We start from the raw sequence: 11,150 nt of genomic DNA, 5'->3' as shown, positions 1-11,150 counted from the left end.
ACACAAAGAAGCAAACAGGTCAGTGATGTTGGAGTATTTCTGACACGCAACTGTTTTTTCTACATCGGTAAAAAAAGCGTTAATAGGAAAGTGATAACAGTAGCCAGTTTTATGGCAGTGGTAAGAATAGTTTGAATTACATCGGGCTTTTTTTGCTATGAAAATGCAATTCCCGGACAGCCGCTTAGGAATTGTCTTTTAATAAGTTCCCGATTTCCGTTCACCCTGAGTGCTGTGCTTGTCGAAGTATCGAAGGGTCGTGCCACCGAACTTCGATACTTCGACAAGCTCAGCACTCAGTCCGAACGGAGTCAGGCAATGAAAATAGGGAAGTTATTTCCAGACAACTCCTTAGCGCTGTTGGTGCGGCAAATATGACAGAACCCGGGCCAGATAAAGGTCATGCCTGGTACTGTGGCCATCGTCTCTGTAATTGGAGACGGTAGAGCAGTTCAAAGCCTGACCATAGTGTTTGGTCGTCTACTGGAATGACAGAAGTGTAGTTTGATATCTACCTTAAGATGATCGATTGAAGTAAATATTATCAATCAATCGGGCTTTGCCTAAATAGCCAGCAGCAAGAATGACCAGTGACTGCTCATTATGCGTTGCGGGCAGCAGGGTTTGTGGATTGCAGATATTAAAGTAATCCGGCTTGAACCCGGCCTGGGCCATGTGGGCAAACGCATTTCTGCGCAGCAGGTCAAAGTCGGTTTCGCCCGCCAGAATCGCGTCTCTGGCTTGTGTCAGGCAGCGATAAAGAGCGGGTGCTATTTCTCCGCGCTCTTGTGGGGTCAGATAACCATTGCGAGAACTCATGGCCAGACCGGTTGGCTCACGGGCGATTGAGGCACCAAGAATCTCAACCGGCATCACCATATCTTGCACCATTTTGCGAATGATGGTCAGCTGCTGGAAATCTTTCTCGCCAAATACCGCGATATCCGGGCGCACAATGTTGAACAGCTTGGCGACCACCGTGGCAATGCCCCGGAAGAAACCGGGTCGGGTATTCCCGCAGTGCATACCGTCAAGGATATCGACACTCACATGGGTATGGTTTTCGCTGCCTTCCGGATAGATTTCATGGGTGCTGGCGGCATAGAGCAAATCAACACCGTGATCCATCAGCAGCTGCTGGTCCTGCTCCATGGTTCGTGGATAGGAGTCATAGTCCTCGTTGGGGCCAAACTGCAAGGGGTTTACATAGATACTCACCACCACAAAGTCGCAGCTTTGTTTGGCTTTTTCCACCAGGGTCAGGTGCCCACCGTGCAGGTTACCCATGGTCGGTACAAAGCCAATGCGCAACCCGGCCGATTTACGGGTGCCAACGATATCCTGAACTTCAGCAATAGAGTGTACAGTTTGCATGATGGATACTTTCCGTTTAGTCGAATCCGTGTTCCGGACCCGGAAATGTGCCGTTCTTGACGTCTTTAACGTAGGCAGCGACAGCATCCTGGGCAGAACCACCTTCAGCCATAAAGTTTTTCACGAATTTGGGTTTGCGTCCGGCGGTCATATTCAGCATGTCGTAGATCACCAGCACCTGGCCGTCCGTGTCAGCACCGGCACCAATTCCAATCACCGGAATCTGAACGGCACGGGTGATTTCCCGGGCCAGCACCGAAGGTACGCACTCCAGCACCAGAATGGCGGCACCGGCCTTTTCCAACCCGATGGCGGCTTTAATCATGGCATTGGCGCGGGCTTCATCCCGACCCTGAACTTTGTAGCCACCCAGAACATGCACTGACTGTGGTGTCAGGCCAAGGTGGACGCAGGAAGGGATTCCCTGCTCACGCAGGCGGGTAACAATGGGTGCCAGCCAGGCCTCACCTTCCAGCTTGACCATTTCAGCACCCGCCTGCATAAGACGGGTTGCGTTGGTCAGCGCCTGTTGCTCATTGGTGTAGGAAGCGAACGGCAGGTCGGCCATTAACAGGGAGTCACCCGCTTTGGTACTGACACAGCGGGTGTGATAACACATGTCGTCCACAGTAACAGGAACCGTACTGGTGTGTCCCTGACAGACATTGCCAAGGGAGTCACCAACCAGTATCACTGCCACGCCCTGACTGCTGGCCAGGTGAGCCTGGGTGGAATCGTAGGCCGTCAGGCAGGTGAATTTCTCACCCGTTTTTTTCATCTCGGACAGGATACTTAGGGTGACTTTAGCCATGGGTAAAGACCTTGATTAGTTGCTGTCGCGGATTATACGAGAAGTGTGAATGCTTGTCAGTTAAGGGCCTGGCGCAATAGTCAGGCTGCACTGTTTCCAGAGTACGGGTTTGCAAAGCCAAGCTGTTAAAACCATGGATAACGGTCAGCAATAACATTCAGCCCCTGGTACCCTAGTTCATCCACCATTGCCTGCAACAGAGTACCATCCGGAAGTTCAAGATCCGGTGCAACATCCAGCAGAGGGCACAGCACAAAATTGCGAACCTGCATCTGATAGTGAGGAACGGTCAGTCGTTCTGACTCAATGCACCGGTTGCCAAACAGAATGATATCCAGATCCAGAGTCCTCGGTCCCCAGCGTACCGAGCGCACACGACCATGGGCGTTTTCTATCGACTGCAGGGCATCCAGCAGCCTGAGCGGTGCCAATGTGGTATTCACAGCCACCACCGCATTGCAGTAATCGGGCTGGCCGGGGGGGCCAACCGGGTCACTCCGGTAGAGCCTGGAACAGGCAGCAACCGTTATTTGAGGCATACTGTCAATGTCATCCACGGCACGTTGCAACTGCAGGTCTGGTTGCTCAAGGTTACTACCCAGTGCCACATAGGCGGTTTCTGCCATCAGGACTCTCCGGACTGATGTGCTGACGAGGCATCACCACTGCGAGGCTTGCGCCTGCGCCGTCTGCGTTTATTGCCCTGCTTTTTCTGCCCGCCATGGCTGGTAAGCGACCGGATCATGGCATGACGACCATGTTCATCCAGCTCCTGTATTTCTGTCCACCATTGACCGGCCGCCGACAGGTTTTCACCGGCTTGCTCCCGGAGTACCAGGAAGTCATAGGCAGCACGAAATTTGGGGTGTTCCAGCAAGGTTTCAATCAGTTTGGGTTGTCTGCGTTCCAGTCGAATCTGCAGATCCCAGATATCACGAACCACCATGGAGAACCGGCGGGGAATCGCGGTGTGGTGACACTGGTTCGTGATCACCGTCATGGAAGCCTGCTGGAATGCCGGAACAGGCGGAATACCCTGGTCCATAAGCTCTCTGGCCATTCGCCTCATGGGTGCCCATAAAAGTGCGGCGAACAGGAACGCTGGTGTCACAGGACGATTCTGTCTGACTCGTTTGTCGGTACTTTTCAATGCTTCAATAATCAGGTGACCGGCAAGTCTGTCCTGTTCGTGCAAGCAATGCGCTGTGGCTGGAAACAGTGGACCAAACAACTGGTATTCCTGCAGTAATTCAAACGTACGTACACCCTGACCGGACTGCAGCAGCTTCAGAACCTCATCAAACAATCGTGCAGCTGGAATATCGTGCAACAACTGCCCAAGATCCCGAATGGGTTGCTCGGTTTCCGGTGCCATCGTGAAGTTGAGTTTGGCTGCAAACCGTATGGCCCTGAGCATTCGAACCGGGTCTTCATGGTAACGGGTAACCGGGTCGCCAATCAGTCGCAGGGTACCGGTGCGAATGTCATCAACCCCGTTGCAGAAATCCACCACACTGAAGTCACGACCATCGTAGTAAAGGGCATTAACGGTAAAGTCCCGGCGCATGGCATCGTCTTCTATGGTGCCATAAACATTATCCCGGAGAATTCTTCCGGATTCCGAGTGGCGGGACTTTTCCTGACCATGGTGCTGTTCATGGTTGGCTCGGAAAGTGGCTACCTCAATCATTTCACGACCAAACAGCACATGAACCAGTTTGAAACGTCGGCCAATCAGTCTGGAATTACGAAACAGCCTGCGGACATCTTCAGGACTGGCATTGGTCGCGACATCAAAGTCCTTGGGGTGAAGATCAAGATACAGATCGCGGATACACCCCCCCACCAGATAAGCTTCATAGCCCTGGCTGGTTAACCGGTTAATAACTTTGAGCGCATTGTCGTTGATGTAGCGACGGGAAACCGGATGTTTATCCCGGGGGATAACGGTTTTCTGCGGGTCGCCCGTTACCTCAAATGTGGGCCGGTGGCGTTTTGACCGATTTCTGTTACGCATGAGCCAGAAAATAAGTGTGCCTCCAAGCACCAGGACAGCCATTGCTGTTGTAAAACTGTACATTCCGGTGCCTGGCATCATAGGTTTTGCAGGATTTGTTTAAGTTGTGTAAAAAAAAGTTGCATGGATAAAGTGGCTTACCGTGGTTGTTTGTGGCTTTGACCTGCCTGATCAACTTGACCTGAAGGGTAGGTCCGTAAGGATCAGCGCTTAGGAATTGTCTTTTAATAAGTTCCCGATTTCCGTTCACCCTGAGTGCTGATCTTGATCGAAGGGTCGTACCACCGAACTTCGACAAGCTCAGTCCGAACGGAGTCAGGCAATGAAAATAGGGAAGTTATTTCCAGACAGCTCCTTATCATAGCACCGCCGCTGTTTTCACTCCATTTGTCTTGACATCAGTGACAACTGTTGTCGGTTTTTATCAATAAAAAAGTTACCGTGATTCAGAAATTTCACAGTCGGCAACCCGAAAAAATCCTGAACTGAAAATTCAGTACCAGTTGCCACCGGAGTGTTGACCAGAACATCTCCGGCCAGAAATTTTACCAGACGATGTACTAATAATTAATTACAACTGGTATTTACGTACTTCTATTTCTTCACTGGTACTGGGAACAAAATCACTTTTCTACTTGTCAGAGTTGTCGGTACGTCCATAAAACTTTTCACAACGTAACGAGAGGATAGTAATTATGAGTATCGAAGCTTTGGGCTTGTTTGGTGGTAACCAATACCTGTTGGTGCACACCACAAAAAACAAGGAGAAAGTGGATGCCGGTGATGACGTTCTTAAAAAATTCTTCGGTTCGAATCAGAGAACTGTTTACATCAAACCTCCCATAGAACGACTGCTAACGCCTACCCAGCCGGTGGGCGACGACATCAAATTTGGTGCCACCAGCAGAATTGATGTGGTCAAGGAAATGATGGCCGAGCGAAATCTGCTTCAGGATGCTTCTATTGAGCAGGTATTGCCCAGAGTCTATATCAGTTTTGAAAATGGCCTGCGGGTCAAACCTGACGGACTTGTCGACGTTGCCGGCGCTTGCATTGAAATCGACGGCAAATCTTACTACGGAGAGTCCGAAGAGATCCCTGTTCGGGTCAATAAAGAGCGCATTAGCATGATGACGGACGAGATCCGCAAAGAATTGGGTCCGGATGCAGATGTTTACGATTTCAAATCCCATTATCACACCCTCAATGCAAAACAGAAAGAAGCTTTCAACTTGATGATATTTGGTCACAGAGATGGTTGTGACGCAAAAGACGCGGTGCCGGAGCCACAGGTTGCAGGCCTGCGCCAGAGGGTGATAGAGGAATTGAAAGACCAAGGCGTCAGGGACTACTGGCGGGCATATACCGAGGATCGCCTGACCCGTAAGCAGGGACTGGCTCAGGCAGTCAAGAACGCCGTGAACGATTTCATCAGTAAGCAGAGCGGTGAAGATAAACTGCGACTCGTCCAGACCCTGAAGCAATCCCTGATCAGCCGGGGGCTACCTGCATCCCTTGGGGATCGCTATGGGCAAACAATATGGATGCGTGATTACGGTATTATGATCGATACCCTGAGCAAACAAGACGTCGCCCGCCCTGAGGCCTTCAAACAGCTGACAGACTCTTTGGCATCCATTGCCAGCAAGCAGTTCGACAGTGGACTGATTCCTCAGGTAGTGATTCCAGACCCGTATTTGAGCGAATTTGTCTATCACCGGGTGTTGGGGGGAGACACCGGGCATGGCTGGTACTACGATCTGCGTGACTATATGAAAGAAAAATTCCCCGAGATCAGCATGCCCACTCTGGATTCGGAGTCCCTGAAAACCATCGCACCGGAAGAACTGAAGACCATACTCAACCAGCTTTATGCTAACTACCTAATGGCGAAAGATACGGGTGACCCGGGTGTACCCAATCCGACCCATACCTTGAGGGGCTTACTGACCGATACCCTCGGCACATTAACGCCGGGCACCACCGACAGTGAAATTCACTTTATTCGCTCCATGACCAAACTGCTGGAACTTGCCGGCACTCAGGAGCAAAAGGACGACGTCCGGAAACTGGTTCCCAACCTTGCCCATGCCATGGCTTACCTTGACAAACAAGTACTGGACCCGGCCAATGGCTTGCCTCAGGGTGGCGATAACCGTGATATGCTCGACACCTGGATGTATCAGAAACTGCTGTGCAGTAATGCCTGTTTTCTCTATCAGGGCTTCACCGGACTGGCCCATCATCTGGAAGAGATCGGCCCCCAGCTTAAGATCGAACTGAGTAAACATTTCCCATCCGGGACAACACCCGTTTCCGGCTTTATTTCCGCCTTGCTTGATGATGATCCGCAGGCCGTCAGCGATGAACTGGCGAAGTTCAAACAGTTAATTAAAGAAACCTTCCTCTATAACCAGGACGACAAATTTGACCCGAGGGACTTTGTCCATTCGGATAATCCCACAGGCCGCGAGTCCATGAACAAACCCATGGAATATATCTCCCCGCTGGTTAATGCCAACAAGGATTTTCTGGAGGGTAAGGAAGTCAACTTGCAGGGGCTGGCACTGGCTATTGAAAACGGGCTGATTCAACCGGAAGATCACCCGGCGGTGGTAAATCTAATCAGATCACAACTGACGAAAGCTGGCCTGAAGGTGTTCTCTCCCATCAATATGGCTAACAATGACGAAAAGGACATGCTGATTAAAAGCAAAGGTTTCCTGGTATGGCCGCAGATCGAATACCGGATAATTGATGCTCTGACCAATCACATGGAGAGTACTCCAGAGGTTAAAGAGCTGTTGTTGGAGTTGCACGAGGCAGGTGAACGTCGCAATGGATTACATGAATGGTATAACACGTATGAATCCGTGAAATCCGTAAAATCCGGGGAGTCCGAGAAATCTGGGGAATCCGGGGAATCCGAGAAATCCAGGGAATCCAAGGAGAAGAAGGAGATAATCGTTTATGGTGGAGGAGCCACTGGCCAAGCCTGGTCAATCATGTTGATGGACAAGGCACTGAGTCCTGCCAACCGGGCGGATGCCGAAGAGGCACCGAATCCTGCCGACCTGATGGATGCAGAGGAGGTGTCGAATCCTGCCGACCTGACGGGTGAAGAGGCAATGGAAGTCGATGAGAGTGCCTGAAAAAATAGCGCTCATCCATCCGGGTGCCCCCTGAGGAAGGGGAGACAAAAAATTGAAGGTGAAGATTCCGTTTTGTGAGGTGAATTTAGGTTCTATTTGTCGCACAAAACGGATTTTTTTGTTTAATTCTCTGCCACGACTATGTGAATGCAGGAGCAGTTACCGCATAGGGCAGTCTATTCTCGGTCAGCCTCCTGATACATGGTTTCAATGAGTTTGACGTGTACAATCTCCGTTCACCCTGAGCTTGTCGAAGGGTGATTGGCACAATACATGAGGCCGGAGTTCACGCCCTTCGACAGGCTTGGGACGAACGGAGTGCGGAGGCACGACAACCCGTCAAACTCATTGAAACCATGTACCAGGACACCCCCATCTATTGACTCCAAAATGATTTATTGTTGAGCTGAGATAAGAGCTACTTTATAGAACAGTCGAGACTTGCAATGAGGCTCTGATAAAGAGTTTTTCTTTTTCTCAGGAAATCTATAAATGAACGTTTTGATAGGAGAATACGCTAATGAGTTCAAATCATCAGAAGAAAGTCGCCGTCATTCTCTCCGGGTGTGGTGTCTATGATGGTGCTGAAATTCATGAATCTGTACTAACGCTACTGAGTATCGAACAGCAGGGAGCAGCCTATAAATGCTTTGCTCCTGATATTAATCAACACCACGTCATTAACCATTTGACCGGGGAAGAAAGCCAGGAACAACGGAATGTTCTGGTGGAGGCCGCCAGAATAGCACGGGGGGATATCGAACCCCTGGCAGCTTTGAAAGTCGCTGACTTTGATGCACTGATTGTCCCGGGTGGCTTTGGGGCAGCGAAAAACCTGTCGGATTTTGCGTTTAAAGGCGCTGAGCTGCGTGTGCAGGTTGATATGATGGTTGCCGTTAAGGCGTTCTCGGAAGCCGGTAAGCCAATTGGCCTGATCTGCATTGCTCCGGCAATGGCTGGTCGTATTTTTGCAGAAGGTGTTAGGGCAACCATTGGTAATGATGCAGCAACTGCCGAGGCAATGGAACAGACCGGAGTGACTCACCAGCCCTGTGCAGTTGATGAAATCGTCATTGATGAGACCCATAAACTGGTGACCACTCCAGCTTATATGTTGGCACAAAATATCAGTGAGGCCGCCGCAGGTATTGGCAAGCTGGTCACTAAAGTGCTGTCAATGACCAGTTGATGATGAGCTGCAAGCCTGAAAATATGCTCAGGATATGAATATTTTCAGGCATTCGCTCTTCATATTTTTATCTGCGGCCAACTTGAACAAGCCGTTCGATGTCTACTCTCGGCAGATAACCCAATGCAATGGCTGATTTGATGATCCCTGCGGGCTTAATATCGCCTTGATCCCCGTAAAAATCGAGCAGTTTATCGAATATTGAGGAGCATTCCTTTAATTGAATAAAGTTCCTGACATGGAGAGATTCTAATGTATTTGTGGGGATCTTTGCATTCCGTAATGAATCCTCAAATATTGGGTGCCGGAAAAGAGCAAGAATTTTCCCTTCATCACGGCCTATATTGGCACCCAGTATTAAACAAATAACGCTGCGATGTCTGTAAGGCATATCTTTAATGCCAAGGCCACTTTCCCACCGATTCCAGTCCCAAAGGTCAGGATCTGTCGGGTTATTGCTGGCTGGTTTATTTGCCGCAGTACCACTGACAACCGATGGCAACACTCCGGTTTGATCCTCAATATAATTGATCACCCTGTCCAGAAGGCTGGATAATTGTTCTTTATTAAGATTGAACTCACCATTGGGATTAAGCTTACCGTCACTGCAATACCGGATAATACTTTGTCCGAATACAACAGCTGCACTGCTGTCAGGATTTGTACCCTTTGCAACAACAACTGCACGGCTATCAGGATTATGTGTACTTTTTGCACGATTAACTGAAGATGGCAAAAGGGGCGGTTTTCCAGCTGAAGCTGAAGGATGCATATCAGAAGTCCCCGAGTATTTAATTCAGACGAATATGCTCAGGCTGTGAATATTCTCAGCGGACCGCTAATTATATATTTATCTCTACGCTGTCAAGTTAAAAATCTTGTTAATGCCTTCTTCCGGCAGATAGCCCAATGCAATGGCTGATTTGATCAACCCTGTGGGCTTAAGCTGAAGAAACGTTTCGGACCCACCTGCGCAGATAGTAAACAGTTCAGCTAATATTTTTGAAGTTGAAGCGCCTTGGTGTTTTTGAAGAATGTCCCTGAAGTCGAGAGATGTTATATCTGTTTTTAAATTCCCTGCCCGCAATGATTCTTCAAATAGTGGGTGCTGGAAAAGAGTACGAATTTTACTTTCATCAGCCCCTATATAGGGGCTAAGTATGTCAAAAATGAGTTTGCGATAACGGACATGCAACAATACATTCAAGCCAAATCCTTCCGTACTGAAAAGCCTACTCTCCCAATTATTCCATTTCCAACGGTCAGGATTTGTCAGGTTATTGCTGGCTGAGTTTTGTGCTGGACCACCACTGACAATTGATGGCAACTCCACTCCGGCATTCTCAGCAATATACTTGACTGTCATGCCCAGAAGACCGGATAACTTGTCTTTATTAAGCACGCCCTTAGAGTCTGAGCAATATCGCATCATAATGTTAGCTACACCAACCGCTTGCATGCTAGCAGAATCCTTTGTGTCCCCTACGCAATAAGGAGAGGGCGGAAAAGAGGGTAATTCACCAACCGAAGCTGAGCTTTTCATGTTAGATCACCATTAATATTTCATTCAGAGGAATATATTTTGTTGGACAACTAACCGGCAAAAATGTTCCATATTGATAATGACTGAGAATCCAGATGGGGACTAACAGCCTCCTTCTGATACCCAACAATCCCGTTAATCCAGGATGACGCCTGCCCTGAAATAAGCGCTAATATAGCGGGTGAAAGATGAAGGTAGTTGAATACCTTCCAGTTTACAGACCGAACCCAGGCAAGCCGAAATAATAGAGAGCCAGATAACTTTCATTTCTCTCTGAAAGCAGGGGTGTCTAGGCGACCCCGTAGCGAGGATGGCAGAAAATTGAGGATAAAAAGTCGGAAATTTTTAGTGAATAGTGGTTCTATTTGCTAAAAATTTCTGACTTTTTAGACCAATTTGCTGCCACCGCAGTAGGGCAGTCTATTCTCGGACAGGCTCCTAGGTAAAGGCGCTGGGCATCCAACGGCCTTACGGCCGATGTCGGACGAAAGCATGGCAGAAGCTCGCCACTGTCTGCAAACACGTACAGCTTACGCCCGATTAAATAAATGACCGATACCGAGTGACAGAGGCTTTTGCTGCTCTGCCAGTCCTCAAACCGGGATAAGAGACACAACTCTTAAGTGGGCAGGCGTTTTATTGAATCAGCTGAAAGAGGTTGAGGGTTCAGTGCGCCTGGTGTCAGGTAAATCAGTATGTTTTTTGACAAAAAGCCATGGCGGACACAATATTACCGCAGAGAAATACGCTGCTACGATCTGACAGGCTATGTTTGTTCAAAAAAAAATCAATCATTCGAGCTGTAGCAGCGTTTATGAAATATGCGGGCTAGGTCAATAGTTCTATTGTTGTCATCCACAGACGATTCTCCAACTGGAAACAGGTAATCCCCGAAGAAACCATGCAGTCACCTTCCTCCTCAGTAACCACAGACACTCCATCCCCGTTAACATCCACTAAAGCCAGAAGGCACCGGCCAGCAAACAGCCGAAAACAAGAAAGAAAGCGATCCATGTCAGGTTACCAGGTGGAACAGACAACAACGGGCACTGGAACATTTCCAC

Annotated in this window: 8 protein-coding genes; 2 read left to right on the top strand and 6 right to left on the bottom strand. The window is 49.1% G+C overall.

Translation table 11 applies throughout. The features are described 5' to 3' along the window. Positions 1-516: 516 nt before the first annotated feature. The 4 genes from panC to pcnB all read right to left on the bottom strand — a co-directional run bounded on the left by panC (position 517) and on the right by pcnB (position 4,265). On the bottom strand, positions 517-1,374 hold the full coding sequence (gene panC, locus CX664_RS16335; protein ID WP_101747775.1) for a pantoate--beta-alanine ligase: 858 nt from the start codon (positions 1,372-1,374) through the stop codon (positions 517-519). Between the two features lie 16 nt (positions 1,375-1,390). Beyond that, positions 1,391-2,185 (bottom strand): 3-methyl-2-oxobutanoate hydroxymethyltransferase, encoded by a 795-nt coding sequence (gene panB / locus CX664_RS16330; RefSeq protein WP_101747774.1) that lies wholly within the window; start codon positions 2,183-2,185, stop codon positions 1,391-1,393. 125 nt (positions 2,186-2,310) lie between these two features. Next, on the bottom strand, positions 2,311-2,811 hold the full coding sequence (gene folK / locus CX664_RS16325; RefSeq protein WP_101747773.1) for a 2-amino-4-hydroxy-6-hydroxymethyldihydropteridine diphosphokinase: 501 nt from the start codon (positions 2,809-2,811) through the stop codon (positions 2,311-2,313). Continuing rightward, entirely contained in the window at positions 2,811-4,265 is a 1,455-nt protein-coding gene (gene pcnB / locus CX664_RS16320) for a polynucleotide adenylyltransferase PcnB (protein WP_101747772.1), read from the bottom strand. Before pcnB ends, folK begins: the two co-directional genes overlap by 1 nt. A 632-nt stretch (positions 4,266-4,897) precedes the next feature. Between pcnB and CX664_RS26495 the strand changes: the two genes are divergently transcribed. Together CX664_RS26495 and elbB are read left to right on the top strand one after the other, a co-directional pair. Further along, positions 4,898-7,354, top strand: a complete 2,457-nt coding sequence (locus CX664_RS26495; protein WP_101747771.1) for a DUF84 family protein — start codon at positions 4,898-4,900, stop codon at positions 7,352-7,354. Positions 7,355-7,874: 520 nt separating this feature from the next. Next, a complete protein-coding gene (elbB, locus tag CX664_RS16310; RefSeq protein ID WP_101747770.1) occupies positions 7,875-8,543 on the top strand; it encodes an isoprenoid biosynthesis glyoxalase ElbB in 669 nt (222 codons plus the stop codon). 67 nt (positions 8,544-8,610) lie between these two features. On the opposite strand, the gene CX664_RS16305 is transcribed toward elbB, so the two are convergent. Then, the gene (locus CX664_RS16305; RefSeq protein ID WP_101747769.1) at positions 8,611-9,315 is read right to left on the bottom strand and encodes a hypothetical protein; all 705 of its coding nucleotides are present in this window, start codon (positions 9,313-9,315) and stop codon (positions 8,611-8,613) included. Between the two features lie 84 nt (positions 9,316-9,399). Then, positions 9,400-10,002 (bottom strand): hypothetical protein, encoded by a 603-nt coding sequence (locus CX664_RS16300; protein ID WP_101747768.1) that lies wholly within the window; start codon positions 10,000-10,002, stop codon positions 9,400-9,402. Positions 10,003-11,150 lie beyond the last annotated feature (1,148 nt).

Source organism: Endozoicomonas acroporae, from assembly GCF_002864045.1.
GTDB classification, from domain to species: Bacteria; Pseudomonadota; Gammaproteobacteria; order Pseudomonadales; family Endozoicomonadaceae; genus Endozoicomonas; species Endozoicomonas acroporae.
Note: the sequence above shows the minus strand (reverse complement) of the source record. Positions and strands in the feature narration are given on the sequence as shown.